Source organism: Geodermatophilus sp. SYSU D00705, assembly GCF_054050135.1.
In genome coordinates this window covers 44,659-70,542 of record NZ_JBJGYT010000020.1, presented here as the reverse complement: position 1 = coordinate 70,542, position 25,884 = coordinate 44,659, and the positions used below count along the sequence as shown (strand labels likewise).

At 74.1% G+C, this 25,884-nt stretch carries 24 protein-coding genes; 8 read left to right on the top strand and 16 right to left on the bottom strand.

The window, feature by feature from the left end:
- Nucleotides 1–19: 19 nt before the first annotated feature.
- The gene (locus tag ACI78Q_RS16015; RefSeq protein ID WP_456924401.1) at nt 20–868 is read left to right on the top strand and encodes a DUF1206 domain-containing protein; all 849 of its coding nucleotides are present in this window, start codon (nt 20–22) and stop codon (nt 866–868) included.
- Between the two features lie 53 nt (nt 869–921).
- Here the strand turns inward: ACI78Q_RS16015 and fabG are convergent, their stop codons facing one another.
- The 8 genes from fabG to ACI78Q_RS15975 form a co-directional block, all read right to left on the bottom strand.
- Nucleotides 922–1,683, bottom strand: a complete 762-nt coding sequence (gene fabG / locus ACI78Q_RS16010; RefSeq protein WP_456924400.1) for a 3-oxoacyl-ACP reductase FabG — start codon at nt 1,681–1,683, stop codon at nt 922–924.
- Between the two features lie 77 nt (nt 1,684–1,760).
- Nucleotides 1,761–2,972, bottom strand: a complete 1,212-nt coding sequence (locus ACI78Q_RS16005) for an acetyl-CoA C-acetyltransferase (RefSeq protein ID WP_456924399.1) — start codon at nt 2,970–2,972, stop codon at nt 1,761–1,763.
- Nucleotides 2,973–3,124: 152 nt separating this feature from the next.
- Nucleotides 3,125–4,369: an ABC transporter substrate-binding protein gene (locus ACI78Q_RS16000; protein WP_456924398.1), complete on the bottom strand. Its 1,245-nt coding sequence runs from the start codon at nt 4,367–4,369 to the stop codon at nt 3,125–3,127.
- Nucleotides 4,366–5,601 (bottom strand): branched-chain amino acid ABC transporter permease, encoded by a 1,236-nt coding sequence (locus tag ACI78Q_RS15995; RefSeq protein WP_456924397.1) that lies wholly within the window; start codon nt 5,599–5,601, stop codon nt 4,366–4,368. Before ACI78Q_RS15995 ends, ACI78Q_RS16000 begins: the two co-directional genes overlap by 4 nt.
- Nucleotides 5,594–6,484 carry a branched-chain amino acid ABC transporter permease gene (locus ACI78Q_RS15990; protein ID WP_456924396.1) on the bottom strand — a complete coding sequence of 297 codons (891 nt, stop codon included), beginning with the start codon at nt 6,482–6,484 and terminating at the stop codon, nt 5,594–5,596. The genes ACI78Q_RS15995 and ACI78Q_RS15990 overlap by 8 nt, the downstream gene beginning before the upstream one ends.
- Nucleotides 6,481–7,356, bottom strand: coding sequence for an ABC transporter ATP-binding protein (locus ACI78Q_RS15985; RefSeq protein ID WP_456924395.1), 876 nt, complete (start codon nt 7,354–7,356; stop codon nt 6,481–6,483). Before ACI78Q_RS15985 ends, ACI78Q_RS15990 begins: the two co-directional genes overlap by 4 nt.
- Complete coding sequence (locus tag ACI78Q_RS15980) at nt 7,344–8,132, bottom strand: ABC transporter ATP-binding protein (RefSeq protein ID WP_456924394.1); 789 nt, start codon at nt 8,130–8,132, stop codon at nt 7,344–7,346. The genes ACI78Q_RS15985 and ACI78Q_RS15980 overlap by 13 nt, the downstream gene beginning before the upstream one ends.
- A gap of 169 nt (nt 8,133–8,301) precedes the next feature.
- A complete protein-coding gene (locus ACI78Q_RS15975; RefSeq protein WP_456924393.1) occupies nt 8,302–8,670 on the bottom strand; it encodes an STAS domain-containing protein in 369 nt (122 codons plus the stop codon).
- A gap of 198 nt (nt 8,671–8,868) precedes the next feature.
- Here ACI78Q_RS15975 and ACI78Q_RS15970 point away from each other — a divergent pair, with 198 nt between their 5' ends.
- Entirely contained in the window at nt 8,869–9,159 is a 291-nt protein-coding gene (locus ACI78Q_RS15970) for a hypothetical protein (RefSeq protein ID WP_456924392.1), read from the top strand.
- Nucleotides 9,160–9,374: 215 nt separating this feature from the next.
- Nucleotides 9,375–9,746, top strand: a complete 372-nt coding sequence (locus tag ACI78Q_RS15965) for a hypothetical protein (protein WP_456924391.1) — start codon at nt 9,375–9,377, stop codon at nt 9,744–9,746.
- A gap of 72 nt (nt 9,747–9,818) precedes the next feature.
- Here the strand turns inward: ACI78Q_RS15965 and ACI78Q_RS15960 are convergent, their stop codons facing one another.
- Complete coding sequence (locus tag ACI78Q_RS15960) at nt 9,819–12,812, bottom strand: sacsin N-terminal ATP-binding-like domain-containing protein (protein WP_456924390.1); 2,994 nt, start codon at nt 12,810–12,812, stop codon at nt 9,819–9,821.
- A 57-nt stretch (nt 12,813–12,869) separates the two neighbouring features.
- On the opposite strand from ACI78Q_RS15960, the gene ppk2 reads away from it, so the two are divergent.
- On the top strand, nt 12,870–13,802 hold the full coding sequence (ppk2, locus tag ACI78Q_RS15955) for a polyphosphate kinase 2 (protein ID WP_456924389.1): 933 nt from the start codon (nt 12,870–12,872) through the stop codon (nt 13,800–13,802).
- An 88-nt stretch (nt 13,803–13,890) separates the two neighbouring features.
- On the opposite strand, the gene ACI78Q_RS15950 is transcribed toward ppk2, so the two are convergent.
- The 7 genes from ACI78Q_RS15950 to ACI78Q_RS15920 all read right to left on the bottom strand — a co-directional run bounded on the left by ACI78Q_RS15950 (nt 13,891) and on the right by ACI78Q_RS15920 (nt 20,758).
- Nucleotides 13,891–15,228 carry an ABC transporter substrate-binding protein gene (locus ACI78Q_RS15950; RefSeq protein ID WP_456924388.1) on the bottom strand — a complete coding sequence of 446 codons (1,338 nt, stop codon included), beginning with the start codon at nt 15,226–15,228 and terminating at the stop codon, nt 13,891–13,893.
- Entirely contained in the window at nt 15,225–16,505 is a 1,281-nt protein-coding gene (locus tag ACI78Q_RS15945; protein ID WP_456924387.1) for a branched-chain amino acid ABC transporter permease, read from the bottom strand. The genes ACI78Q_RS15950 and ACI78Q_RS15945 overlap by 4 nt, the downstream gene beginning before the upstream one ends.
- Complete coding sequence (locus tag ACI78Q_RS15940) at nt 16,502–17,428, bottom strand: branched-chain amino acid ABC transporter permease (protein WP_456924386.1); 927 nt, start codon at nt 17,426–17,428, stop codon at nt 16,502–16,504. Before ACI78Q_RS15940 ends, ACI78Q_RS15945 begins: the two co-directional genes overlap by 4 nt.
- Nucleotides 17,429–17,440: 12 nt before the next feature.
- Entirely contained in the window at nt 17,441–18,157 is a 717-nt protein-coding gene (locus tag ACI78Q_RS15935; RefSeq protein ID WP_456924385.1) for an ABC transporter ATP-binding protein, read from the bottom strand.
- Nucleotides 18,150–18,986 (bottom strand): ABC transporter ATP-binding protein, encoded by an 837-nt coding sequence (locus ACI78Q_RS15930; RefSeq protein WP_456924384.1) that lies wholly within the window; start codon nt 18,984–18,986, stop codon nt 18,150–18,152. The genes ACI78Q_RS15935 and ACI78Q_RS15930 overlap by 8 nt, the downstream gene beginning before the upstream one ends.
- A gap of 4 nt (nt 18,987–18,990) precedes the next feature.
- Nucleotides 18,991–19,977 (bottom strand): DODA-type extradiol aromatic ring-opening family dioxygenase, encoded by a 987-nt coding sequence (locus tag ACI78Q_RS15925; RefSeq protein WP_456924383.1) that lies wholly within the window; start codon nt 19,975–19,977, stop codon nt 18,991–18,993.
- A 103-nt stretch (nt 19,978–20,080) separates the two neighbouring features.
- Nucleotides 20,081–20,758, bottom strand: coding sequence for a nuclear transport factor 2 family protein (locus ACI78Q_RS15920; protein ID WP_456924382.1), 678 nt, complete (start codon nt 20,756–20,758; stop codon nt 20,081–20,083).
- 385 nt (nt 20,759–21,143) lie between these two features.
- Here ACI78Q_RS15920 and ACI78Q_RS15915 point away from each other — a divergent pair, with 385 nt between their 5' ends.
- The 4 genes from ACI78Q_RS15915 (at nt 21,144) to ACI78Q_RS15900 (ending at nt 25,861) form a co-directional block, all read left to right on the top strand.
- Nucleotides 21,144–22,343 (top strand): cytochrome P450, encoded by a 1,200-nt coding sequence (locus tag ACI78Q_RS15915; RefSeq protein ID WP_456924381.1) that lies wholly within the window; start codon nt 21,144–21,146, stop codon nt 22,341–22,343.
- Entirely contained in the window at nt 22,331–23,047 is a 717-nt protein-coding gene (locus ACI78Q_RS15910) for an SDR family NAD(P)-dependent oxidoreductase (protein ID WP_456924380.1), read from the top strand. The genes ACI78Q_RS15915 and ACI78Q_RS15910 overlap by 13 nt, the downstream gene beginning before the upstream one ends.
- 184 nt (nt 23,048–23,231) lie before the next feature.
- The gene (locus ACI78Q_RS15905) at nt 23,232–24,203 is read left to right on the top strand and encodes an ABC transporter substrate-binding protein (RefSeq protein ID WP_456924379.1); all 972 of its coding nucleotides are present in this window, start codon (nt 23,232–23,234) and stop codon (nt 24,201–24,203) included.
- The gene (locus ACI78Q_RS15900) at nt 24,200–25,861 is read left to right on the top strand and encodes an FAD-dependent monooxygenase (protein WP_456924378.1); all 1,662 of its coding nucleotides are present in this window, start codon (nt 24,200–24,202) and stop codon (nt 25,859–25,861) included. The genes ACI78Q_RS15905 and ACI78Q_RS15900 overlap by 4 nt, the downstream gene beginning before the upstream one ends.
- The last annotated feature ends 23 nt before the right edge of the window (nt 25,862–25,884 follow it).

Here is a 25,884-nt window from a genome sequence, read left to right as displayed (position 1 = left end):
TGGCGGAAGGAGCCGGGCGATGAGCGGGCGCGGGACGATGGGGTCGGCCGCGGGCGCTGCCGACAGGGCGGGCAGCAGCGACGCCCTCGAGCACCTGGCCCGGGTGGGCCTGATCGCGTACGGGGTCGTGCACGTGCTGCTGGCCTGGCTGGCGCTGCAGCTGGCCTGGGGCGGCGGCGGGCAGGAGGCCTCGCAGTCCGGCGCGATGGCCACCCTCTCCGACTCGCCGGTCGGGAAGCCGCTGCTGTGGGTCATCGCGCTCGGCATGATCGCGTTGGCCGTCTGGCAGGCGGCGGAGGTCCTGCGCTGGCGCGGCGGGCTGTCCGCCTCGGGCGACGCCCGCAAGAAGGCGGTCAAGAAGATCGTCAAGTCGGTCTCGAAGGTCGTCGTCTACCTCGCGCTGGCGGTGCTGGCACTGCGCTTCGCCACCGGCGGCGGGCAGTCCAGCTCCGGACAGCAACAGCAGCAGACCGCCGGTGTCTTCGGCTGGCCCGGCGGCCGGTGGCTGGTCGGCATCGTCGGGCTGGTGGTCGTCGGCGTCGGCTTCTACCACGTCTACAAGGGCCTCTCGAAGCGCTTCCTCAAGCAGATCGACCTCGCCGAGGCCTCGCCGAAGGCGAGGTCGCTGGTCGAGAAGCTGGGCATGATCGGGTTCCCCGCCAAGGGGGTCGCGCTCGCGCTGGTCGGCGCGCTGCTGGTCTACGCCGCGGTCACCTTCGACCCGTCCAAGGCCTCGGGCCTGGACGGCGCGCTGCGGACCATCCTCGAGGCGCCCTTCGGGCAGTGGCTGCTCACGCTGGTCGCGATCGGCATCGCCGCGTTCGGCGCGTTCTGCTTCGTCCGGGCGCGCTACCCCGAGCGCACCTGAGCCGCCGGCTCGGACCCCGGTAGCCGCCGGCTCGAGGTCCGGGGGCGGCCGGCTCAGGTCCGCGGGCCGCCGGCGACGTAGATGACCTGTCCGGAGACGAAGCCGGCGCCCTCGCTGACGAGGAACGACACGGTGTGCGCGATGTCCTCGGGCTGGCCGGCGCGGTTGACCGGGATCGCCGCGGCGCGCTTGGCGACGTAGGGCTCCCACTCCTCACCGATCCGCGCGGCGGTCGCCCGCGTCATCTCGGTGACGATGAACCCCGGCGCGATCGCGTTGGCGGTGACGCCGAACCGGCCGAGCTCGATCGCGAGGGTCTTGGTGAACCCCTGCAGCCCGGCCTTGGCCGTCGCGTAGTTGACCTGGCCGCGGTTGCCCAGCGCCGAGGTGCTGGAGAGGTTGACGATCCGGCCCCACCCGGCGTCCACCATGTGCTTCTGCACCGCCCGGGTCATCAGGAACGAGCCGCGCAGGTGCACGTGCATGACGACGTCCCAGTCGGCGTCGGTCATCTTGAACAGCAGGTTGTCCCGGGTGACACCGGCGTTGTTCACCAGCACGACCGGCGGGCCGAGCTCGGCGGCGATCCGCTCGACGGCGGCCTCCACCTGGGCGGCGTCGCCCACGTCGGCCCCCACGGCCAGCGCCCGCCCGCCCGCGGCCTCGATCGCGGCCACGGTCCCGGCCGCGTCGTCCTCCCGCAGGTCGAGCACCGCCACGGCGAACCCGTCGGCGGCCAGCCGCTGGGCGGTCGCGGCGCCGATGCCGCGGGCGGCACCGGTGACGACGGCGACGCGGGAGGTGGACTCGCTCATGCCGGGGTCTCCTCGGGTGGTCGGGGCTCCTGGCGCATCCTGCCCGGAGCCCCGACCCACGCGCGAGGGATCGGCGGCTACACCCGCTCGAACAGCGCGGCCAGGCCCTGCCCGCCGCCGATGCACATCGTCTCCAGGCCGTACCGCGCGTCGCGGCGGTCCATCTCGCGCAGCAGGGTGGCGAGGATGCGGCCACCGGTCGCGCCGACCGGGTGCCCGAGGGAGATGCCCGAGCCGTTGACGTTGGTGCGCTCCCAGTCGGCGTCGGTGAAGCCCCACTCGCGCGCGACGGCGAGCACCTGGCTGGCGAACGCCTCGTTGAGCTCGATCAGGTCGACGTCGGCGAGCTTGACGTCGGCCAGCGCCAGCGCCTTGGCCGTGGCCGGCACCGGGCCGATGCCCATCGTCTTCGGTGGCACGCCGCCGACGCCCCACGAGACCAGCCTCGCCAGCGGGCGCAGGCCGAGCTCGGCGGCCTTCTCCGGTGAGGTCACCACGCAGATGGCCGCGCCGTCGTTCTGCCCGCTGGCGTTGCCGGCGGTGACGGTGGCGTCGGGGTCGTCCTTGCCGAGGATCGGGCGCAGCTTGGCGAGGGTCTCGACGCTGGAGTCGGGGCGGATGTGCTCGTCGCGGTCGACGACGGTCTCGCCCTTCCGCGACTTCACCGTCACCGGCACGATCTCGTCGGCGAACCGGCCGGCCTCGGCGGCGGCCGCGGCCCGCTGGTGGCTGCGGACGGCGTACTCGTCCTGCTCCTGGCGGCCGATCGAGTACTCGCGCCGCAGGTTCTCCGCGGTCTCCAGCATGCCCCCGGGCACCGGGTGGTTCTGGCCGCCGGCGGTGACCCGGCCGCGGGCCAGCCCGTCGTTGAGCAGCACGCCGGGACCGGCCTTGACCCCCCAGCGCATCGCGGTCGAGTAGAACGGCGCGTTGCTCATCGACTCCGCACCCCCGGCGAGGACGACGTCGGCGGCGCCGGACTGCACCTGCATCGCCGCGTACACGACCGCCTGCAGGCCCGAGCCGCAGCGCCGGTCGATCTGCAGACCCGAGGCGGTCACCGGCAGGCCGGCGTCCAGGGCGGCGACGCGGCCCAGCGCCGGGGCCTCCATCGTCGGGTAGCAGTGGCCGAGCAGGACGTCGTCCACCGACTCCGGCGGCAGCCCGGTGCGCTCCATGACGGCACGGATGACCGTCGCGGCCAGCTCCTGCACGGGTACGTCGCGGAGTGAGCCGCCGAAGCCGCCCACCGGGGTCCGCAGGGGCTCGCAGATGACCGCATCACGCACGGGGTCCTCCTCGTCAGTCCACGTCAGCGGCCCTCAGTGTCCTCTCCTCGGCCGTCCGCCGGGGCGGCGGCCTCCGCAGATGCCGACGGCGGCCGGCCCCTCGTCGCTTCGAGGGACCGGCCGCCGCGTGCGCGTGCGGGGTCAGGGCACGGTCAGCCGGCCAACTGGGCCGCGAACTCCCCCTCGAACGCCTCCTGGACGACGGTGGCGCCGCCGGGGACGTCGGCCGGCCGGAGGATGTAGCTCTGGGTGCTGGGCGACACCCCCAGCTCGAAGCCCGTGATCGGCACGATGAGGCCCCCCGTGTCGACCTCCTCCAGCTCGTTGAACGCGGTGAGCACGCCCTCGCGGGTCAGGTCGCCGCTCTCGCAGGCCGCGTCGAGCACCTCGTTCATCGCCGTGGCCATGCCCAGGCCGAGCAGCGCCCCGAGGCTGGGGTTGGTCGCCTCCGGGTAGGCGGCCTGGTACTGCTCGAGCTCGGCGGGGTGCTGGTCCCACGCGGAGATCGGCGAGGCGACGTAGAGGTTGTCCTTGAGCGCCTGCGCGGCCGGCCCCTGCAGCAGACCGGGGGCGAAGACCGGGTTGCTGCCGAGGATCGGCACGTTGAGGCCCTGCGCCGCGGCCACCGCCGCCGCGGACGCGGTCTGCGCCGGTGCGACGGTCAGCGCGATGGCGTCGACCCCTGCCGCCGCGAACTGGGTGATCTGGGCGGTCATGTCCTGGTCGGTGGCCTTGATCTGCGCCGGGATGATCGTCAGGTTGCGCGCCTCGGCCACCGCCTCGCTGCCGGCCAGGCCGTTCTCCCCGTACTCGCCCTCGAAGTAGATGTGCCCGACGGTGGCGCCGTCCTGGAGCAGGCCCTGCTCGAAGAGGTAGTCGTACCCGTTGGCGATCTCCACGTCGTAGGTGGCGCCCATGACGCCGGTGCCGGGGATCTCGGTGAGCGTCCGGCCCCATGCGGACGGGAAGTTCACGATCTGGTCGGCCTCGTACTCCGGGGCCAGCGCGGTGTTGATCGGCGAGCCGATCGTCTGCTGCATCGCGAGGATGCCGTCCTTCATCCCGCTGTAGAGCTGGACGCCGTTCTGGGGGACGTAGCCGGTGTCCTGGACGTCCAGCTCGACGTCGTAGGTGTCGCAGACCTGGTGGTCCTGCCAGTACAGCGTGTTGGCGTTGGTGATGTCGGTGCCGAGCGCCGCGAAGACGCCGGTCAGGTCCGTGAGGACGCCGAGCCGGATCGTGGTGCCCTCGATCCCGATGTCGGTCGCGACGTCCCCCGCCTCGCCGCCGCCGCCACCGCTCCCGCTGTCCGGTGCCTTCGTGCTGCAGCCGGCGGCGGTCACGACCACGGCGGCGGCCAGGACCGCCGCCCCGCGAACGTTCTTCCCTGCTCTCATGTGGTGCTGCTCCCTCGTGCCGGTGGATCGGATGGGGCGGGGCTGGTGGGACTGCCGTCCGGGCCCGGTGACGGGCCCGGACGTTCTCCGCCGCCGGGATCGCGGCCCCGGCGGCGGAAGCGGTGGGCGATCCCGGCGAGGCCGGCCGGCTCGAAGATGACGACGAGGATGATCGCGGCGCCGTAGAGGTAGCGGGCCGCGAGGCTGGCCGACAGCCCGCCCTCGCCGGCGCCGCTCACCAGGGGCAGGACGTCGGCGTACTGCTGGAACGCCAGCGGCAGCGCGGTGACGAACAGGGCGCCCAGCACCGCGCCGCCCACCGAGCCCAGCCCGCCCAGGACGATCATGGCGAGGTACTGGATCGAGACGACCAGCGTGAACGACTCGGGCGCGATGCTGCCGATCGACAGCGCGTACATGACGCCGGCCAGCCCGCCGTACATGGAGCTCACCAGGAAGACCCGGGCCTTGTACGCCTGGACGTTGACGCCCATCACCGAGGCGGCGACCTCGCTGTCCCGCAGCGTCTGCAGCGCGCGGCCCGGCCGGCTGCGCAGCAGGTTGCGGGCGAACACGTACGCGGCCAGCGCCAGGACCAGGCCGAGGTACCAGAGCCGCTCGGCCTCGCGGAACGGGACGCCGAGGACGAACAGCAGCGGGTCGGAGTTGCCGAAGGTGAACCCGAACAGCGAGAACTCCGGCGCCGAGCGGCCGTTGAACCCCCCGGTCACCGGCGTCCAGGTGTTGAGCAGGTGGGTGCCGATGAAGACCAGCCCCAGCGAGGCGACGCCGAGGTAGATGCCCCGGAGCCGGGCCGCGATCGGGCTGAACAGCAGCCCGGCGAGACCGGCCAGGAGCACGCCGACGACCATGCCGATGATCGGCGGCAGCCCGAGCCCCTGCAGCCCGGCCCGGGTGCCCAGGCCGCCGGACTCCCCGGAGACGTAGACGTAGCTGACCGCCCCGATCGCGAGGAAGAAAGCGTGCGCGAGCGACAGCTGCCCGGTGGTGCCGACGAGCAGGTTGAGCCCGATCGCCCCGACCGCCGCCCCGAACACCGCGAAGCCGGTGCGCAGCCAGAACTCCTCCACGTACAGCGGGAGGACCAGCAGGACCACCAGGCCGGCGGCCAGCAGGAGCGGCCGCAGCAGCGAGCGTCGCCGGGCGGCGGGCGGGCCGGCGGCGTCGCGGCCCGCCCTGCCCCGGACGGCCGGGATCGTCTGCTCAGACACGGGTCAGCTCCTTCGTGCCGAAGAGCCCCGACGGCCGGACCAGCAGGACGGCGATCATCACGACGTAGGGCACGACCTCACCGAACCCGCGGCCCAGGAAGAGCAGCTGGTCCTGGTAGCCCGCGGCGAAGGACTCGGCCAGCCCGATCAGCAGCCCGCCCACCAGCGCGCCACCGGTCGAGTCCAGTCCCCCGAGGATCGCCGCCGGGAAGGCCCGCAGGGCCACGGTGTAGGCGGCCGCGCTGACGCCGGGGGTCGGGGCGCCGACCAGGAACAGCGCGGCGACCGCGGCGAGGACGCCGGCGACGACCCAGGCCAGCGCGGACACCCGCCCCTGCCGGATGCCCATGAGGGCCGCCGCCTCGCCGTCCTCGGCCGAGGCGCGCATCGCCACGCCCCAGCTGGAGTACTTGTTCGCCACGAAGAACACGACGATCAGCAGCCCGGCGACGACCATCGCGATGAGCCGGTTCTGGCTGATGCCGATCCCGAGGATCCGGACCGACTCCCCGCCCCACGGGTGCGGCACGTTGAGGATGTCGGGGCCGATCCGCCGGATGAGCTCGGTCAGCAGGATGATGTCGACGCCGATGGTGACGATCGCCAGGCTGATGACCGGCGCGCCCCGGAGCTGGTTGATGACCAGCCGCTCGATGATCAGCGCGGCCAGCGCGGTCACCACGATCCCGGTCAGGACGGCGAGCGGGAAGCCGAGCGGACCGGACAGCCGCGCCATCGTGTAGGCGCCCAGCAGCAGCAGCGAACCCTGCGTGAAGCTGACGACCTCGCTGGCCTTGAAGATGATCACGAAGCCGAGCGCGATCAACGCGTAGATGGCGCCCAGCGAGATGCCGTTGAGCAACAGGGACAGGAACTGGTTCACGGCTGGCTCCCCGGGGCCTCGGTGGACTGGCGGGCGACCGCGTCGGAGGGGCTGTCCTCGTCGCCGGAGCCCAGGTACGCGCGGATGACCTCCGGGTCGGACTGCACCTCGGCGGGGGTGCCGTCGGCGATGCGGCGGCCGAAGTCGAGCACCGTGACCCGGTCGGCCAGCGACATGACCATCCCCATGTCGTGCTCGACGAGGACCACCGAGATGCCCAGCGCCGAGCGGATCTCCCGGATGGCCTCGCCCATCCGGGCGGTCTCCTCCGCGTTCATGCCGGCGACCGGCTCGTCGAGCAGGAGCAGGCGCGGCTCGATGCACAGCGCCCGGGCGACCTCCACCCGCTTCTGGTCGCCGTAGGACAGCACGCCCACCGGGGTGTGCAGCTTGCCGCCGAGGTCGAGGAACTCGGCGATCTCGCGGATCCGCTCCCCGTGCCGCCGGCCCTCGCGCGTGGCCCGCGGCAGCCGCAGCCCCGAGGAGAGGAACCCGGCCTTGGTGAGGTGGTGGCGGCCCAGCATGAGGTTCTCGGCGACGGTCTGGGCGCCGGAGAGGGCGATGTTCTGGAAGGCCCGGGCCACGCCGACGCCGGCGATCTGGAACGGCCGCATCAGGTCCAGCCGCGCGTCCCCGAACCGGACCTCGCCCTCGGCGGCCTTGTAGACCCCCGACAGCACGTTGAACAGCGTCGACTTGCCGGCCCCGTTCGGGCCGATGATCGCGTGGATCGCCCCCGGGGCGACGGTGAAGGACACGTCGTTGAGCGCCCGGATCGCGCCGAAGCGGACGCTGACGTGCGAGACCTCCACCGGCGGGACGTCGGACCGCGTCTGCGTCCCGTCGGTGCCCGCCGCGGTCACGCGGTCCACCGGGAGAGGGTGCGGCGGGGGGCCCGCTCGGGCCGCGGTCCCGTCTCGGCGCTGCCGTGGCCCAGGTAGAGCCGCTGCACCTCGTCGGTCCGGGCGAGGTCCGCCGCGGCCCCGGAGAGGGAGACCCGGCCGACGTCGAGCACGTAGGCCCGATCGGCCACGCCGAGGGCCATCGTGGCGTTCTGCTCGACCAGCAGCACCGCCGTCCCCTGCCGGTTGATCTCGGCGACGACCTCGCCGATCTGGCCGATGATCCGGGGCGCCAGACCCAGCGAGGGCTCGTCGAGCAGCAGCAGCTTCGGGCTGGCCATGAGCGCCCGGCCGATGGCGAGCATCTGCTGCTCCCCGCCGGAGAGCAGACCGGCCCGCTGGGAGCTGCGCTCGCGCAGCACCGGGAACAGGTCGTGCACCCGGGCGTGCGCCGCGGCCTTGGCGGCGCGGTCCCGGTTGCCCATCCCCCCGGCGCGGAGGTTCTCCTCGACGGTGAGCCGGCCGAAGATCCGCCGTCCCTCCGGGACCTGGACGATCCCGCGGCGCACGATCTGCGCGGCGTCCCGGTGGGTGACGTCGGCGTCGTCGAAGCGCACCGTGCCCTCGTCGACCCGGCCGCGGTGCAGCCGCAGGGTGCCCGAGATGGTGCGCAGCAGCGTGCTCTTGCCGGCGCCGTTGCTGCCCAGGACCGCGACGACGGCCCCGTCGGGCACCTCCATGGAGATCCCGCGGACCGCCTGGACGGCGCCGCCGTACGTGACCCGGAGGGAGTCGATGGTCAGCATCGGAGCGCGGGCTCCCCGACGGTCGTCGGCATGCCGCAGTGTGATCTGGAGCACATGGCCGGTCACTGTAGGGGGACCGCGGGCGGAAAGCGCACACATCACGCCCGGCGTGGCCGTCAGGTGACCTGTGTCCCCCGACCGGAGGACGAGAGCACGGGAGAGGGGCCGCTCAGGCGGCGCTGCCGGCCCCCGGCTGGACCTGCTCGACGGCCAGCAGCTCCCACAGACCGGTGATCTGCAGGGGGCGGATGACCGCCCGGCCGGAGGCGAGCACCCGCAGCCGGACGCCGTCCTCCTCGCCCCGTCGGTGGGCACCGGCCAGCACGCACAGGCCGGCGGAGTCGAGGAAGGTCACCGCGTCGAGGTCGACGACGATCTCGCCGGCGCCGGCGGCGAAGGCGTCGTCGACGGCGTCCCGGAGCGCGGGCGCGGTGGAGGAGTCGACCTCACCGCTGACGGCGAGGCGGACGGAGGTCGCGGACCGGGCGACGTCGATGGTGACGAGGTCGCCGGTCGGAGGGAGGGAGGTAGCGGTCACGGTTACGCCTCTCGCGGGAGAGCGAACCCGTACGGAGAACCCCGGGAGGATCAGCCGGGGTGCGGCGCGGAGTCCGGCACTGAGCCACGGCTGACTGTTGAACCGCTCCACTGACCGTAGGGACCACGACGCCCAGAAGCAAGACCGTGCCGCAGGCGGGCGATCACCGGCGGTGCCGGTGCGGGGATACTGGACGTCGTGTCGAGGCGGTTGATGGTCTGGGGCGGGGTCTGGGCGGTCGTCACGGTGGCGGCCTTCTTCCTCCTGGATCCGGTGCTCGCCGCCTTCATCGCCATCCTCGGCCTGTGCGGCTGGGTGGTCGCGCTGCTGTCCGCGGACTGGGACAGCCACCCCACCTTCGAGGAGCGCGAACTGGCGCGCGCCCGCCGCCGCGCGGCCCAGCGGGAGAAGAACGCCGACGCGCGCGCCCGCGACCGCGCCCGGTGGGAGGCCCACCAGCAGCGGAAGGCCGGCCGCTCCTCCCGCTGAGCCGGCTCGCGTCGACGGCTCCGTAATCCGCTCGACGGCCCCTGCGTCCCCGTCCTACCGTCCTCCGCATGCGGTCCTGACCTCGCCCCGAGCGACACGCACCGCGGGTCGAGCCACCGGCTCCCCGCCGTCCGCCCGCCGTCCGCGGGCACCCTCCCCCTGCAGCCGGCTGCCGCCTGCCCGGTGGCGGCCCCGCCCTCCTCCGGAGGTCTGCCTTGTCACGCCCGCACCGACCCCTCGACGGCGCGGCGGCCACCGCCCGCGCCCAGCTCCCGGAGACCGAGGCCGCCGCGTTCGACCGCCTCGCCTCCGCCGTCCTCGCCCTGCCGGGCGCCGCACTCGGGGCCACCCTCCGCGCCCAGCTGCCCGGCCCGGCCGGCATCCGCTGGCTGCACCAGGAGGGGCTGCCCCCGACCGCCCGGGCCGCCGGCCTCACCGCCGGGCAGTGGCTGTCCCTGTACCGCTGCTGGGCCGGCACCCGGCACGCGCCGGCCGCCGGCGCGCCGGCCGTGCGCGGTGGGGGCCGGCCGTCGTCCGCGCACGGTCACGCACCCGGGGCGATGGCCGTCCCGCGCTGGGGCTCCTGAAGGACCCCTTGCCCCCCACCGCTCGCAGGCTCGCGGTGGGACCCTGCAAGCGGGCCGCTCGGGTCGCTGCGGTCAGGGTGCGACGCCGTCCTCCGCGGCCAGTTCCCCGGCGCGGTCGGGCTCCGCGAACGCCTCGGCCAGCGCCTGCCGCAGCGGCCACGCGCCGGCCCGCCACGCCAGCGCCCGGCCCAGCGCGGCCGGCGTCCCGTCCACGTGGTCGACCTCCGCCCCCGGCCACCACGGCACCGCCCGGCCGCCGACCCGCAACGGCTCGTGGACGGCGACCACGCCGTCCAGACCGCCCGGCCCGCCGAGGCCGAGTCGGGCCGCGGCCAGCGCGGCCCCCGGCACGTCCGCCCAGGCCAGCCGGCGCACCGGGGTGCTCTCCACCGCCGCGCGCACCACCTCACCGGCCAGCGGGAGGTCCAGCAGGTCGGCCACGGCCCCCGGCGCGCCGCCGGCCGGGACCAGCGCCCCGTCGACCAGCGGCTGCAGCCAGGGCGCGTCCAGCACGACGGCGTCGCCGGCTGGCACGACCCGGTCCGGCGCCACGCGCACCCGGTCCGGCGGGTCGACGTCCACGCCGTCCAGCGCCTGCGCCAGGCGGGCGTGGACGGTGCGCAGGACCGCGGCGGGCACCGTCCGCCGCGGGTCGCCGAGCCGGTCGAGGAGGTCGAGAGCGCCGTCGACGTCGGCGAGCACGTCGGCCACGGTCGCCGGCGGTCGCAGCAGGTCCAGCACGGCCGCGTCGGCCTGTGCGGGTTCGTACAGTCCCTGCAACTCCGTGCTGTCCGGGTGCCGCACCCGGTCCGGACGCCGCCCGTCGAGCACGGGGTGGGTGGACAGCCACCAGCGCAGGTAGCCGGGCACCGCGACCCCGTCGAGCACGACGTCGGCCCAGGCCGCGGCCGGCAGCGCGGCCAGCAGCCGCAGCGCCCGGGGCCAGTCGGCGACCAGCTCCAGGTCGCGGACGGCGGTCACCGGCGGCCACGACGGCAACGGCGCCTCGGCCGGGAGCCGGTCCAGGGCGGCGTCGGCCCAGTCCCGGGCGCCGTCGACGTCGAGGTCGTCGGGGTCCTCGGCGGAGACGAGCGCGAAGCCGTCCAGCACGCCGACCGCCCGCAGGACGGCGGGGTCGGCGCTTCCCGAGGGGGCGAGCGCACCCAGGGCACCGGGCTCCAGGACGGCGGCGAACGGCGAGCCGGGCAGCACCAGCTCCCCCGCCGGCGCCCACCCGCCGTCGGCGTCGGGCAGGGCGAGCTCGGCCAGCCACGGCAGCTCACCCGGCGCGGTGCCGGCCGCCGCGACCAGCGCCAGCACCGCGGTGGCGAACGCGGCCGGGTCGGCGTCGGTGTCCCACCCGTCCTCCACCGCGTCCACCGACGCCTCGACCGCGGCGCGCACCTCCGGGTCGGCGAGCACGCCCGCGGCTGTCGCGGGCCGGGCGCCCAGCCGTTCCAGCAGCCGCCGGGCGGTCGCCGGGGCCACCGCGTCCGGGTCGGCGACCCGCAGGCCGAGCGGGCCCAGCTGCGCCACCGGCAGCCCGGCATCGGGCAGGAGCACCCCCGCCGGACCGTGCGCCGTGCGGCCGTCGGCGAGCGGCACCGGCAGGGCGGCCAGCTCCTCGCGCTCGGCGCCGTCCAGCGCGACGTACAGCTGTGCCCACCACGCGGCCGGCCGCCCGACGCCGCGGACCGCCTCCACCGCCTCCGCCGTCCCGACCCGCCGCACGCCCAGGGCCGCCAGCGCCGGGGCGTCGGTGCGGCGCGACCAGGCGGCCGGCAGCAGCCCCGGGACGACGTCGGCGAGCGCGGCCACCCGGGCGTCGGTCGCCTCGGTCAGCACCGCGGCGCGGTCGGGCGGCTGCCGGTCGCGCTCCCGCCCGGCCACCGGCAGCCACGCGACCGACCGCAGCCGGTCGAGGACCGCGGTGCCCAGGGCGGCGTCCAGCTCGGCGCCGGCCAGCCCGACGCGGGGCACCAGCGCGAGCACCGCGGCGTCCGGCGGCAGGCCGGCGAGCAGCTCGGCGTAGGCGTCGGCGGCGGCGTCGACGAGGGCGTCGGTGACCGGCCCGGGGAGCACGTGCCGCCGGTCGGGGCCCAGCGGGAAGGGGGCGATCAGCCGGGCGGGGAGGGTGAGCGGCTCGTCGCTGGGCGTGGGCCCGTGCACCCGCTGCGGCAGGGGCAGCGGCACCGGCCGGCCGTCGCCGTCCACCGGCACCGCCCAGGTGACCGTGTAGCCGCGGCGGCCGCGCTCCTCCACCGGCCGGTCGGCGAGCAGCTCCGCCGGGAGCTCGCCCGACCGCCGCACCAGCCGCCAGGTCGTCGTCGCACCGCCGTCGGCGAGGTCGACCTCGGTGCCGCGGTCGGTCAGGGCGAGGGCGCGGGTCGCGCCGTCGACGACGACGTCGACGGCCGCCAGGCCGGGCAGGGCGAGGAGCAGGTCCGGGCCGAGCTCGTCCAGGGCGGTGCGGACGGCGGCCCGCGACCCGGCCCGCAGCGGCAGCACCACCTCGGTGGCGAAGCCCTCCGGCGGGGCGCCGTCCGCCGGCCAGGGCAGTCGCAGCACCGGCACCCCGCCCTCGCGGCGGGCCACCTCCTCGACCAGCGCGGGGACCCCGGCCACCTCGGCCCGGGTGCGGGCGGCGCTGAACGCGACCCCGCCGGACGTCGAGTGCACCCGCGGCTCGTCGGACACGGCCAGCACGGCGGCGAAGCCCACCCCGAAGTGACCGACGGTCACCGGCTCGTCCCGCTTGGCCGAGGCCCGCAGCGACGCCAGCCCGGCCACCCCGGCGGCGTCCAGCGGCGCCCCGGTGTTCGCCGCCCGCAGCACCTCCCCGCCCGCGCCGTCGTCGGTGAACTCCAGCCGCAGCCGGCCGGGGACGCCGGCCCGCAGCGCGGCGTCGGCGGCGTTCTGGGCGAGCTCGACGACCAGCCGGTCGCGGTAGCCGCCCCGGACGAGGTCCTCCTCGGCGTTGGCGTCCTCGCGGAAGCGGGCCGGGGCGTCGGTCCAGGCGGCGAGCACCCGCCGCCGGAGCCCGGCGGTGGCGAAGGGGTCGGACACGCCGGTCAGCATGGCAGCGGGGCATGGGACCGGCCCGGAACCGGGTACGGAGCGACCGTGAGCGAGATCGACGTCTCCCGGTACCGGCTGCAGGCCCTCCCCGACGACGACACCGACGAGGACTGGGACGACGACGGCCTGCTGTTCGGCCCCGACGGCAAGCTCGTCGAGACCTGGCGCGAGGGCTACCCCTACGCCGAGCGGCTGCCGCGGCGGGAGTACGAGCAGGAGAAGCGCCGGCTGCAGATCCAGCTGCTGCGGCTGCAGGGCTGGGTGAAGGACACCGGCCAGCAGGTGGTCGTCCTGTTCGAGGGCCGGGACGCGGCCGGCAAGGGCGGCACGATCAAGCGGTTCACCGAGCACCTCAACCCTCGCGGCGCCACGGTGGTCGCGCTCGACAAGCCCTCGGAGCGCGAGCAGACGCAGTGGTACTTCCAGCGCTACGTGCAGCACCTCCCGGCCGCCGGCGAGATCGTGCTGTTCGACCGCTCCTGGTACAACCGCGCCGGAGTCGAGCGGGTCATGGGCTACTGCACCGACGAGCAGTACCAGCGGTTCATGCGCCAGGCCCCGGAGTTCGAGCGGATGCTGGTCGACAGCGGCATCCACCTGGTCAAGTTCTGGTTCTCGGTGTCCCGGCGCGAGCAGCGCACCCGGTTCATCGTGCGGCGCATCGACCCCGTGCGGCAGTGGAAGCTCTCCCCCACCGACCTGGCCTCCCTCGACCGGTGGGACGACTACACGTCGGCCAAGGAGGCGATGTTCGCCGTCACCGACACCGACCACGCACCGTGGACGGTCATCAAGAGCAACGACAAGAAGCGGGCCCGGCTCGAGGCGCTGCGGTACGTGCTGTACGCCCTGCCCTACGAGGGGAAGGACGAGTCCGTGGTGGGCCGGCCGGACCCGAACATCGTCGTGGCCGCGGCCGACGTCCTGGAGTCCGACCGCGAGGCCCTGGAGCGCGAGGACCTCGCGCCCGCGCCCTGAGGAGGAGCGCGACGAGAGCCGGGGGCGGGACGACGACGGGGCCGCCGCCGGAGAGGAGTCCGGCGACGGCCCCGTCAGGGGGTGTCGGTCAGCCCTGACCGACGAGGTCCCCGCTGGTGCCGGAGTAGTCCCAGTCCATCTGCGACTCCCAGCCCTTGGTGGCCGTGGAGTAGGAGGCCATCTCGCCGGACTCGGCGATGAACGGGTCCTCCGGACCGCTGGTGGTGGCCTGCGGGTGGAGCATGAGCGGCCGCTCCAGGTCGGTGTTCCACGCGGCGCTCATCAGGTTGGCCCGGGTCAGGCCGCCCTCCATCTCCGCGGCGTCCTCGAGGTTCGCGACGAGCAGCTGGGCCCAGCCGTAGCCGTCGAGGGCGTTGCCGAACCGGGCGAGGTCCTGCTGGCCGGCGGCCTCCATGTCGGCCAGGTACTCCTGCATGGCGGGGTCGGAGTCCCAGCGGGTGTCGGACGGGTCCTTGCGGAACAGCGGGGCGACGACGCCCTCACCGGCCGGGTCGGACGGCGTGATCCACTGCGCGGCGCCGTTGGCCGAGGAGTTGAGCACGATCAGGCCCTCGTAGCCGGCCCGCGCCAGGCCGGTGATGAAGCCGGGGGCGTAGTTGGGCAGCGCCTCGAGCACGATCGCGTCGGGCTGGCCGGCGACGGCGGCGGAGATCTGCGCGTCGATGTTCGTCGAGCCGGCCGGGATGGTCTGGTCCGGCTGCACGGTCAGCCCGGCGTCCTCGGCCAGGCGCGGGAGCGCGGCGTGGAAGTCCTCGCTCAGCGCGTCCGAGCCCTTGATCTCGGCGACCGAGCCACCGGGGACCTGCTCGGCGATGTAGTCGACGATCGCCTTCGCCTCCACCGGCGCCGGCGGGATGCCGTTGACGGTCCACTCGTGCTCCGACGGGTTGGTGAACGCCGGGCCGGTGGTGATCGTCCACAGCTGCGGCACGCAGGCGGCCTCGTAGATCGGCTGCGTCGCGCTGATCTGAGGGGTACCGACCTGGGCCAGGTTGGCGAACACCGGGTCCTCGCCGACGAAGGACTGCGCGTTGGACACCGCCCGAGCGGCGTCGTACGCGTCGTCCTTGGCGACCAGCTCCAGCTGGTGGCCGTCGATGCCGCCGGCCTTGTTCACCTTGTCGAAGTAGGCGGTGATGCCGGCGACGTTGGCCGCGCCGCCTGAGGCCAGCGGGCCGCTGAGCGGCTGGCTGGTGCCGATGCGGATCGGCTCGCCGTCGGCGAGCTCGGTCGTGGCGTCCTCGGGGCAGGCAGCGGTGTCCACGACGAACTGGCCCTCGGCGTTGGTCTCCCCACCGCCGCCGCCGCCGGCGTTGCCCTCGCTGCGGCTGTCGCCGCAGGCGGCCAGGCCGAGCAGCAGCAGGCCGGCACTGGCCACCGCCATCGAACGGGACCTTCTCGTCATCGAGTTCTCTCCTCCTGGCTGGCGCCACGGGCGGGGGTGAGGCCCCGGGCGGGCTGCCCGGGGTCGTGGGACGGGTCGTGCTCGCCGGCGGGCGACAGGTGCCCGCCGATGGCCGGGGTGGGGCCGGCCAGTCCTCCGTCGGGCGCGCCCGGCGTGGTGTCGCTGCCGGGCTGCCGCCGTCCGGTCGCCGTCCGGGGGACGGCCACCCCCGGGACGGCGACCGCGGCCGCCTCCGGCGGGACGATGAGGAGGTACCGGGTGCGCAGCCGGGTGAGCAGCGGCACGAGCCCGGACGGGACGAAGTAGATGAAGACGATGAGGACCACGCCGTAGATCACGTTGGCGAACAGGCCCGGCTGGTCGGTGAGGCTGCGCAGCAGCGGGATCTGCCCGGCCCACTCGGCGGTGTAGTACGGCAGGAAGACCATCGCCAGGCCGCCGAGCCAGGCGCCGGAGACCGTCGCGGCACCGCCGAGCACCATCGCGGTGATGAACAGCAGCGTGATGGTGAACCCGACCGTGGTGGGGCTGACGATCGGCGTGGTGAGCAGGTAGAGCGAGCCGCCGAGCGCGCCGAACAGCGCGCTGACGGCGAACGCCACCGTCTTGACCTCCGCGGGCCAGACCCCGGAGATCGCCGCGGCCGTGCCGTTGTCCCGCAGCGCCACCATGGCCCGGCCGATCCGGCTGCGGACCAGCCCGGTGGCCAGCCAGAACAGCACGCCGGCGACGGCGGCCATGACGAGGAACATCCAGCCGCGGTCGGAGACGTCCAGGCCGAACCAGCCGGGCTTGTCCCAGCCGATCCGCACCGGCTTGCCCGCGACGCCGCCGGTGCCCAGCGCGATGCCGACCGGCTGGCTGACCACCACCGGGAAGGCGACGCCGACGGCGAGGGTGATGACCGCGAGGTAGAGCCCGTGCAGCCGCAGCGCCGGCACGCCGACGACGAAGCCCAGCGCCAGGCCGAGCAGGGCGGCCACCGGCACGGTCGCCGCCCAGGCCCAGCCGTGGTCGGTCACCAGGATCGCCGTCGTGTAGGCGCCGATGCCGAAGAAGGCACCGTGGCCGAGGGAGACCTGGCCGGTGAAGCCGGTGACCAGGTTCAGCCCCAGCACCGCCACCGCGTAGGCGATGACCAGGCTGAACTGGCCGATCCGGAAGTCGCCGGCCAGCAGCGGCAGCGCCAGGACGACCAGCACGGCCAGCAGCAGGCCGGCGCCCTGCCAGATCCGGTGGGCCCGTGAGCCCTCGAGGACGACGCGCGGCGAACTCACACCCGCTCCAGGGTCTTGGTCCCGAACAGCCCCTGCGGCCGGACGAGGAGGACGACGAGGACCACCAGCAGCGCGATGACCAGGCTCAGGTCGCCCTCGATGACGGTGAACAGGCCCGGCACGAACGCCATGACCAGGCCGAGCACGAGCCCGCCGACCGCCGCGCCCGGGACGCTGTCGAAGCCGCCCAGGGTGGCCGCGGCCAGGCCGAAGATGAGGATCGCGCCCATCGAGTTGAAGTCGAGCGCGCCGGCGGTCTCGGCGACCAGCGCGGCGGCCAGGGTGCCCAGCGCCGCGGCGATCCCCCAGCCGAACATGTACATCCGCCCGACCGGGATGCCCATGACCTCCGCGGCCTCGCGGTTGGCCGCCACCGCCCGGTAGCCCAGGCCCAGCTTGGTCTTCTCGAGCAGCAGCCAGAGGCCGAGCAGGAGGACCACCAGGACGGCGAGCACGCCGATCGACACGTGGGTGATGAAGAACGGCGGGGCGCCGCCGATGACGTCGACCTTGTCCTCGATGCCGCCGGGGAACGGCCGCGGCGGGGCCACCGGCGTCGTCCCCCAGATGATGGCCACGCCGGCGTTGATGATGAGGAACAGGGCCAGCGTCGCGAGGATGACGGGGAAGATGCCCCGGCGCTCCAGCGGCCGGATCAGCCCCCGCTCCAGGCCCGCGCCGACGCCGAACGAGAGCACCAGCGCCAGCGCGATCGCCACCCACACGTTGACCCCGTGCCGGGTGAGCTCGAAGACGGCGAAGGCGCCGAGGGTGGCCATCTCGCCCTGGGCCAGGTTGATGTGGCTGGTCGTCTTGTAGACCAGCACGATCGCCAGGGCCACCAGCGCGTAGAGGGCGCCGTTGGTCAGCCCGCCGGTGAGCAGGGTGAGCAGGTAGGACGGGTTGTCGATGTTCGGTGACACGTCGGGACCTCCTCAGTAGCCCAGGTAGGCGCGGCGCATGTCCTCGTTGCCGCGGACCTCGTCGGCGCTGCCGGACAGCACGATCGAGCCGGACTCGAGCACGTAGCCACGGGTGGCGAAGGAGAGCGCGAGCTCGGCGTTCTGCTCGACGATGAGCATCGCCACGGACTCCTCGCGGTTGATCTCCTCGAGCTGGGCGAACAGCCCGCGCGTGATGATCTGGGCCAGGCCCAGCGACGGCTCGTCCAGCAGCAGCAGCCGCGGGCGCGCCATCAGCCCGCGCGCGATGGCGAGCATCTGCTGCTCGCCGCCGCTCATCCCGCCGGCCAGCTGCGTGCGCCGCTCGGCCAGCCGGGGGAAGACGTCGTACCAGCGGTCGATGTCGGCCTCGATGCCCTTGGTGTCCTTGCGGTTCCAGGCACCGACGCGCAGGTTCTCCTCGACCGAGAGGACGCCGAAGACGCCGCGGCCCTGGGGCACGTGCGAGATGCCCTGGCGCACGATCCACTCGGTCGGCTTCCCGGTGAGCTCGGTGCCGCCGAGACGGACCGAGCCGCGGGTGCCGACCATGCCGCAGATGGAGCGCAGCGTGGTCGTCTTGCCCGCGCCGTTGGCGCCGAGCAGGACGACGACCTCGCCGTCGCCCACCTGCAGGTCGATGCCGCGCAGCACCTCCGCCTCCCCGTAGGAGGCGTGGACGCCGGACAGCTGGAGCAGCGGCTCAGCCACGACCCGCCTCCTCCGCGGAGCCGTCGCCACCGAGGTAGGCCTCGATGACCGCGGGGTCACGCTGCACCTGGGCGGGGGTGCCGTCGGCGATCCGCCGTCCGAAGTCGAGGACGGTGACCCGGTCGCTGATGCCCATGACCATCTTCATGTGGTGCTCGACCAGCAGCACCGACAGCCCGAAGTCGTCGCGCAGCCCGCGGATGACCGCACCGAGCTCGTCGACCTCGGAGTGGGTCAGGCCGTTGGCCGGCTCGTCGAGCAGCAGCAGCTTGGGCCGCGCGGCCATGGCGCGGGCCAGCTCGATCCGCTTCATCGTGCCGAAGGGCAGCCCGGCCACCGGCCGCAGCGCGAGGTGGGCGAGGTCCAGCCGCTCGAGCAGGGCCATCGCCTCGGTCCGCGCCGCGGAGTCGGTGCGCCGGGTGCCGATCCGGAACGCGGACCGGATCCAGCCGCCGCGGCCCCGCGAGTGCGCCCCGACGGCGATGTTGTCCAGCACCGTCATGGTCGGGAACAGCGCGATGTTCTGGAACGTGCGGGCCACGCCCACCTCGGCGATCCGGTGGGCCGGCAGCCGGAGCAGGTCGATGCCGTCGAGCAGCACCTGACCCGAGCTGGCCTCGTAGACCCGGCTGACGACGTTGAACATCGTCGTCTTGCCGGCGCCGTTGGGGCCGATCAGGCCGCAGATGCTGCCCTTGGGGACGTCGAAGGACAGGCCGTCGAGGGCCACCACGCCGCCGAAGCGGACGCTGACGTCCTCCACCCGCAGGAGCGGGACGTCGTCCTGGCCGTACCGCGGAGCCGCCGCGGCGGCGGTCGCACCGGTCATCGCGTCACTGCCAGCGCAGGAAGCCCATGCCGCAGCCGGTGCCCGCCGCCGTGCGGTAGCACGGGGCGTACTCCGACCACGCGACCTCGCGGTCGTGCATGGCGCCGGCGACGGCCACCCAGTTGCGGATCTCCGAGGAGCCGGCGTTGAGCAGCTCGTCGGGGATGGTGCGCAGCTGCTCGGCGTCCCGGTTGGTGATGCCGTCGAGGACGCGGCGGTCCAGCTGCTCGTCGACGACGAAGTGGGACAGCCCGCCGGAGGCGACCAGCACCACGCGCGCCTCCACCGGGGAGGCCTCGATCGCTTCCCGCAACGCCGTTCCGAAGGCGTGGCAGCGCTTGGCCGAGGGCTGGTTCGGCGGGTAGTAGGTGTTCAGCATGACCGGGACGACGGGGACGTCGGTCCGCTCGCCCAGCAGCCGCTGGATGATGAAGCCGTAGGCGTGCCCGAAGCCGTGGCCGGGCGGGGTGCTGGCGACGCTGGCGACGTCGAACTCGCGGGCGACCAGGCCGGTGATCGCGTCGAGGGCCAGCTGCGGGTGCCCGTCGAACTTGTGGACGGCGTCCATCGCGTAGCCGGTCTTGACCGCCTCGAAGAACTCCCCGGGCGGGGCGCCCTCCATCGTGCCGGTCTCCCAGGTGTCACCCCAGAAGATCGCCATCGACGGCTGGTTGGTCGCGTCGAAGACCTCCTCCTGGTCGTCACCGACGACCACGAGCACGTCCGGCCGCAGCTCGGCGAGGTCGGCGGCCAGCCGGTCCATGCCCTGCAGGCAGGCGGTGTAGCGCTGCTCCCACACCTCGTCGGTGAGCTCGGCGGCGAACCGGTCCCCCACCGCGGCGGACAGCTCGTCGAAGGTGACGTGCCGGCCGGCGTTGTCGTAGAGCTCCTTGTTGGTGCGGTCCTGGGCGGCCCGCTCCCGCCACAGGCGCGGGTTCGTGAGCAGCATCGGGCTGTGCGAGGTGCCGATCGCCCCGACGATGGTGGCCATCAACGCTCCTTGAGGGGTCGAGGGGGCCCGGCGTCGCCGGGCGGGAAGGGGTTCCGGGCACGTGCCGGCCGGCCGCCGGGAGGGCGGCCGGCCGGCACCGAGGTCAGTACGCGACCTGCTTGCCGGTCACCGGGTGCTCGTAGTGGAACGGCATCGCCTCGGCGTGGGGGAACATCTTCCAGTCGTCGACGATCTCGTCGGGACCGTGCGGGTCGGCCGGGTAGGTCTCGGTCAGGTAGCCCTCGTACTCGACGGGGCAGCGCGCCCAGCCCTTGTCGAAGTCGCCCTGCCAGAACGACCGCAGGTTGAGCAGCTTGATCCGCCACTCGCCGTCCTGCTTGACGTACTCGTTCTCGTAGATGCCGCCCTCGAACCACTGGCGGAAGCCGGGCACGGTCTCGTGGGTGCCGGCCTGCATGACCGAGCGGAACCGGGCCTTGGCCGACCGGCCGTCCTCGGAGAGCGTGATGATCCCCTGCATCTGCGGGTGGTCGAGCAGCCGGCCGTAGCGCGGGCCGTTGTGCCCCTCGGCGAACTTCGTCATGAAGCGGCCGGTGTACAGGCGCGCGACGCCCTCCTTGCCGCGGAACACGCCGTGCAGGAAGCGCACCTCGGCGCCCTCGTCGGCGAAGAGCTCGACGACCTCCTCGTAGTAGGTCTTGTCGAGGTAGTAGCCGTACGTGTACTGCAGCCGCCGGATCGCCTCGATGTCCTCGGCCCGGGTGAGCCGGTTCTCCAGTTCCGCGATCCGCGCCTCGAGGGCGGCCACCTGGTCAGTCATCTCGCTCCTCCGCGTCGTCCTCTGCCACGGCCGCCGGGCGCGGCGGGGGCAAGCGGCAACGTATGCGTGACGCTGGTCACCGTCAACGATCTGACAAACGTTTCCGTCAGGCGCAAGACCTGGCGTCTCTTCCCGGGACGGCAGAACACGGGCTCTGAACACATAAGCGCTGGTCAGCGCAGTGGCGGAGAGTCCCCTGTCGCCCGATCGGGGGACGACGGCGACCTGATGCGCTTCCTTGACGAGAGGCAACCGGGGTGCCAGCCTCCACCCGTCCGCCCGCTGGGCCGGCGCCGTCGGCGCGCCCCGCGGGCCGGTACCGGGCCGAACCCGGGTCGAACCCGAGCGCCGGGCACCGCGGCCCGGCCGAGGAAGGGGAACGCGCATGCTCATCGACGCCGCCGCGAAGCTGGAGCCGGAGGCGCTGCGGTGCCCGTTCCCCGCCTACGCGGAGCTGCGCAAGCAGGGGGTCACCTTCGTCGAGGCGGCCAACGCCTACCTGGTGACCCGCGCCGAGGACATCGACGCCGTGCTGCGCGACCACACGACGTTCAGCTCCCTCAACGCCATCGGCGCGCCCCCGATCCCGCCGGACAGCGAGATGGCCAAGCGGGTGCCCTTCCTGCTGCTGTCGGACGAGCCGGTGCACTCCGAGCGCCGCAAGCTCGTGCAGCGCGCCTTCACCCCGAGCCGGCTGGCGAAGTTCGAGCCGCGCATCCGGGAGCTGTGCACCGACCTGGTCGAGGCGATGCGCGGGCGCACCGAGGTCGAGTTCATGGAGGAGTTCGCCGTCCCGCTGCCGATCGCGGTCATCACCACCGTGCTCGGCGTCCCGGGCGAGGAGACCGCCTCCTTCCGCCGCCTGTCGGAGGAGCTCGCCGCCACCGTCGGCAACCACGCCGCCGACCCGGCCGACATCGTGCGCATCGCCGAGGAGTTCGCGGCCCTGCTCGCCCCCTCACTGGAGGCCGCCGCGGCCGCCGAGGAGGAGGACACGATCCTCCACACCATCGCCGCCGCCGAGCGCACCGCCGGGCTGCCCCGGCACGACTCCACGCGGTTCGTCATGGAGCTGCTGATCGCCGGCAACGTGACCACGACCGACCACCTCGGCAACAGCATGGTGCTGCTGGCCCGCGACCCCGAGCTCGCCGACCGGCTGCGCACCGACCCGTCGCGGCTGTCGTACTTCATCGAGGAGTCGCTGCGGCTGGAGTCGCCGATCCAGGGGCTGTTCCGCATCACCACGCGCGACACCGAGGTCGGCGGGGTGCCGATCCCGGCCGGCTCGCGGGTGCAGGTCATGTACGGCTCGGGCAACCGTGACGCGGCCCTGGTCGAGCGGCCCGACGAGCTCGACCTCGCCCGCCGCGCGCCGTCTGCCCACCTGGCCTTCGGCAAGGGCGTGCACTCCTGCCTGGGCAACATCCTCGCCCGGCTGGAGAGCCGGGTGGCGCTGGAGACGCTGCTCGGCAGCACCCGCCGGATCGAGCCGGCCGTCGACGCCGACGCCGTCGACTACCTGCCGAGCTTCGTCAACCGCGGGCCGCAGGCCCTGCCGCTCCGCGTGCAGTGGGACGACTGACCACCGCCGTCGTCACCGGCGGGGCGCGCGGCATCGGCCGCGCGCTCGCCGAGCGGCTGCACGCCGACGGGCACGCGGTCACCGTGCTGGACGTCGTCGAGCCCGGCGACGACGCACCGACCGACTGGATCCGCTGCGACGTCACCGAGCCCGACCAGCTGCAGTCGGCCATGGAGACCGTCGCGGGGGCGGCCGGGGGCATCGACGTCCTGGTGAACAACGCCGGGCTCATCTCACCGCGCCGCCCCTACCTGGAGTCGGGCAAGGAGGAGCTGCTGCGGTACCTGACGGTCAACGCCGTCGGCTACGCGCTGGCCACCCAGGCCGCCCACCCGTACCTGGTCGCCGGCGACCGCGGCTGCGTGGTCAACGTCGCCTCGCGGACGTTCTTCACCGGCAGCCCGGGACAGCTGGCCTACGTGGCCAGCAAGGGCGCCGTCCTCGGCATGACGCGGGTGCTGGCCAAGGAGCTGGGGCCGCACGGCGTCACCGTCAACGCGGTCATGCCCGGGCAGGTCGCCACCCCGGGGACCGAGCAGTACAACTCCGAGGAGGACTTCGACCGCACGATGGCCCAGCAGGCCATCCGGCGGCGGGTCCAGCCGGAGGACCTCGCCGGCCTGGTGTCCTTCCTCTGCGGCCCCGACGCCCGCATGGTCACCGGCCAGACCATCGTCTGCGACGGCGGCGGCTACCTGCACTGAGTGCGGCCTTCGTGGCCACTCTGGCCGCTCCGGACTGAGCGGCGGCCTCCCGCCCGTTCGACATGGCGGAATGATCGGTGAGAAGTGGTCCGCATGGCGGGACGTCGGTTAGCGTTTCTCCTCGGGTCGTGGGCCGCGTCACAGCGTCGTGGGCCGCGGTCCGCCGAGAGGAGAACCCCGTCCGATGCTGCACCGCCGCACCACCGTCGCCGCCCTCACCGGCGTCACCCTGCTCGTCGCCTCCTGCGGCGGCGGGGACGACGCCGCCTCCTCGACCCCCGAGGAGGGCGGGCTCACCACGATCACCGTCGCCGACACCGCCGGCGCCCCGCTGAACTTCCTGACCTACGGGGTCCAGCAGGGGCACTTCGAGGACGCCGGCCTGGAGCTCGAGGTCAGCGCCTCCACCGGCGGCGCCACCGTCATCCCGCAGCTGGTCCAGGGCGACCTCGACGTCGCCGGCTCCAACGTGGTGTCGGTCCTCGTCGCCGCCGAGCAGGGCCTGCCGCTGCGCATGGTCGCCGGCGGCACCAGCACCTCAGAGGAGACCGAGCAGGACTTCTCCGCCCTCATGGTCGCCCCCGACAGCCCGGTCACCGACATCTCCCAGCTGGCGGGGCAGCGGATCGCGGTGAACACGCTGCGCAACATCAACGACGTCGTCGTCGGCGCGATGCTGGAGGACGCCGGGCTGGCCCCCGACAGCGTGGAGTTCGTCGAGCTGCCCTTCCCCGACATGGCGCCGGCGGTGCTCGGTGGTGACGTGGCCGCCGCCGTGGTCATCGAGCCGTTCCTCACCTCGGCCGAGCAGCAGGGCATGAAGATCATCGGTCACCCGTACTCCGAGCTGCGGCCGGGCCTGCAGATCGGCACCTACGTGATGAGCGCCCAGGCGGTGCAGGAGGAGCCCGAGGTGGCCGAGGCCTTCCTCGAGGGTGTGCAGGCGACCGCCGACGACATCCGCGAGGACCCGGAGGCCTTCCGCGCCGCCCTGCCCGAGATCAGCGACATCTCCCCCGAACTCGCCGCGCAGGTGCGGATCAACACCTGGCAGGGCGCCACCGACCGGGAGTCGGTGGAGCTCATCCAGGACCGGATGGTCAGCTACGGCCTGATCGACGCGCCGGTCGACCTCGACGAGGTCGTCGTCGGATGACAGCCCACGGGAGCATCGCAGTGAGCGCCGGCGAACGAGGAGCGGACCGGGGCGCGGGATCCGACCAGGAGCAGAGTCGGACGACCGCGCAGACCGTGCAGACGCAGGTCGCCATCGTCGGCGGCGGGCCGGTCGGGACGGGCCTGGCCATCGCCCTGGGGCAGCGCGGCATCCGGTGCGCCGTGATCGAACGCCGCCCGGAGCCGCAGCAGGTGCCGAAGGGCCAGAACCTGACCCAGCGGACCATGGAGCACATGCGGGCCTGGGGCGTCGAGGACCGCGTCCGCGCGGGCCGGCGCATCCCCACGGAGTACGGCATCGGCGGCATGACGGCCTACGGCTCGCTGCTGGGCCCGTACGCCTACGACTGGCACCGCCGGGCCGCGGTCCGCCGCTTCTACGCGGCCGACAACGAGCGCCTCCCCCAGTACGCCACCGAGGCGGCGTTGCGCGCCCGCGTCGCGGAGGTCCCGGCCGTCTCCCTGCACCACGGCTGGAAGGCCGAGGAGGTCACCCAGGACGACGGCGGCGTCCGCGTCCGGGCCACCGACGGTTCCGGCGGGGTCCTCGAGGTCGAGGCCGAGTACGCGGTGGGCTGCGACGGCGCCCGGTCGGTCGTCCGCGAGGCGGCCGGGATCCCGCAGACCCGCTCGGACCACGACCAGCTGATGGTGCTGCTGGTCTTCCGCTCCCGGCAGCTCGACGACCTGCTCGAACGCTACCGGGGCCGGTCGTACTTCAACGTGCTCAACCCCGAGCTCGAGGGCTACTGGCAGTTCCTGGGCCGGGTCGACGCCCGGGAGACCTGGTTCTTCCACGCGCCGGTCGACCGGGAGACCACCGACGCGAACACCGACTTCCGCCCCCTGCTGTTCGGCACGGTCGGGGCGGAGTTCGACGTCGAGTTCCAGCACGTCGGCTTCTGGGACCTGCGCTTCGCCCTCGCCGACCGGTACCGCGCGGGCCGGCTGTTCATCGCCGGCGACGCCGCGCACAGCCACCCCCCGTACGGCGGCTTCGGCATCAACACCGGGTTCGAGGACGCCGCGAACCTCGCGTGGAAGCTCGGCGCGGCCCTGGAGGGCTGGGCGGGCGCCGACCTGCTGGACTCCTACGACGCCGAACGACGGCCGGTCTTCGCCTCGACCCGCGACGACTTCATCAACAAGTCGATCGAGGTCGACCGGGACTTCCTCGCCGCCCACGATCCCCAGCGGGACCTCGCGGCCTTCGAGGCCGCCTGGGAGGAGCGGGCGTCGGGCTCCCCCGAGGAGGTCGACGCGTTCGAGCCGAACTACGAGGGCTCGCCGGTCGTGGCCGGGGCCGGCGGCGGCACGCCCAGCGCCCTGGGCCGGCACGAGACCCGGGCCCGGCCCGGCCACCACCTCGCCGCCCAGCCGGAGGGCGCGGACGTCGACCTGTTCGACCACCTGACCGGCGGCGGGTTCGTGCTGCTGCGCGCCGGGCACGGCGGCGACGAGCTGGTGGCGGCGGCGAAGGACGCCGGCGTCCCGCTCTCCGTCGTCGACGTCGGCGCCGACGTCCGGGCCGCCTACGGCGCGGACCTGGTGCTCGTGCGGCCCGACCAGTACGTCGCCTGGGCCGGCGACGCGGTCGAGGACGCCGACGCGCTGATCGCCACCGTCACGGGGCGCTGAGCGAGGTCGCCCGGGTGCGGTTG

What these genes read in the sequence shown, in the direction of transcription:
- ACI78Q_RS15920 (WP_456924382.1), bottom strand. Translation starts at nt 20,758, where the DNA reads ATGACTGACCAGGTGGCCGCCCTCGAGGCGCGGATCGCGGAACTGGAG.
- ACI78Q_RS15980 (WP_456924394.1), bottom strand. Translation starts at nt 8,132, where the DNA reads ATGCTGACCATCGACTCCCTCCGGGTCACGTACGGCGGCGCCGTCCAG.
- ACI78Q_RS15925 (WP_456924383.1), bottom strand. Translation starts at nt 19,977, where the DNA reads ATGGCCACCATCGTCGGGGCGATCGGCACCTCGCACAGCCCGATGCTG.
- ACI78Q_RS16015 (WP_456924401.1), top strand. Translation starts at nt 20, where the DNA reads ATGAGCGGGCGCGGGACGATGGGGTCGGCCGCGGGCGCTGCCGACAGG.
- ACI78Q_RS15930 (WP_456924384.1), bottom strand. Translation starts at nt 18,986, where the DNA reads ATGACCGGTGCGACCGCCGCCGCGGCGGCTCCGCGGTACGGCCAGGAC.
- ACI78Q_RS15915 (WP_456924381.1), top strand. Translation starts at nt 21,144, where the DNA reads ATGCTCATCGACGCCGCCGCGAAGCTGGAGCCGGAGGCGCTGCGGTGC.
- ACI78Q_RS15900 (WP_456924378.1), top strand. Translation starts at nt 24,200, where the DNA reads ATGACAGCCCACGGGAGCATCGCAGTGAGCGCCGGCGAACGAGGAGCG.
- ACI78Q_RS15950 (WP_456924388.1), bottom strand. Translation starts at nt 15,228, where the DNA reads ATGACGAGAAGGTCCCGTTCGATGGCGGTGGCCAGTGCCGGCCTGCTG.
- fabG (WP_456924400.1), bottom strand. Translation starts at nt 1,683, where the DNA reads ATGAGCGAGTCCACCTCCCGCGTCGCCGTCGTCACCGGTGCCGCCCGC.
- ACI78Q_RS15905 (WP_456924379.1), top strand. Translation starts at nt 23,232, where the DNA reads ATGCTGCACCGCCGCACCACCGTCGCCGCCCTCACCGGCGTCACCCTG.
- ACI78Q_RS16000 (WP_456924398.1), bottom strand. Translation starts at nt 4,369, where the DNA reads ATGAGAGCAGGGAAGAACGTTCGCGGGGCGGCGGTCCTGGCCGCCGCC.